Source organism: Gluconacetobacter sacchari (assembly GCF_014174255.1).
GTDB lineage: Bacteria > Pseudomonadota > Alphaproteobacteria > Acetobacterales > Acetobacteraceae > Gluconacetobacter > Gluconacetobacter sacchari.
On the sequence record NZ_JABEQJ010000112.1, the window covers coordinates 1 to 520 of the forward strand.

Below are 520 nucleotides of genomic sequence, written 5' to 3' on the forward strand. Positions count from 1 at the left end.
TCCCCAATCCACGCCTCCATGAACTCCTGCCCTGGCACTGGAAAGCCCACCAGCAGGTCCACAATACCATCGCCGCCTGAATACGCCCGCGTCTCTCGCCGGATGATTACCCCTCGTATCCCATCGGCGTGATCTCGCGGTGCAGCCGGCGAGCGGAAAGTCCAGGATACGCCTCCAGTCGTCCCAGCAAATAGCTGCGAAAGCGTTCGGCAATGCGCTCGTTCTCCTCGCGGGGGCTGTAGCGCGGGGCCTCAATACCCCGGGCCAGATATCTGCGCACCGTCTTGCGGTCCAGGCACGTCTGTCGCGCGATCGCGCTGACACCCAGTCCCTGTCGTTTCAATTCGTGGATCAACACAGTCTCCCTCACGCCAATCACCTGCTCGCCCTTCTGCCGGGATGCGCAGGTTATTTGGGGAACGATCGTCCTGGCGGGGGCATGCCCCCGCCAGGACGATCCTCGGTCAAACTGGGGAAATTTCAGCCAGCCGTTTTGGGGAGATTACATCCAGCACTGACA

The 520-nt window shown here is 61.7% G+C and carries 1 protein-coding gene; it reads right to left on the reverse strand.

Going from position 1 to position 520, the window contains the following annotated elements; genetic code table 11:
• Window positions 1–106 precede the first annotated feature (106 nt).
• Window positions 107–355 carry a helix-turn-helix domain-containing protein gene (locus HLH48_RS22895; RefSeq protein WP_182999739.1) on the reverse strand — a complete coding sequence of 83 codons (249 nt, stop codon included), beginning with the start codon at window positions 353–355 and terminating at the stop codon, window positions 107–109.
• Window positions 356–520 lie beyond the last annotated feature (165 nt).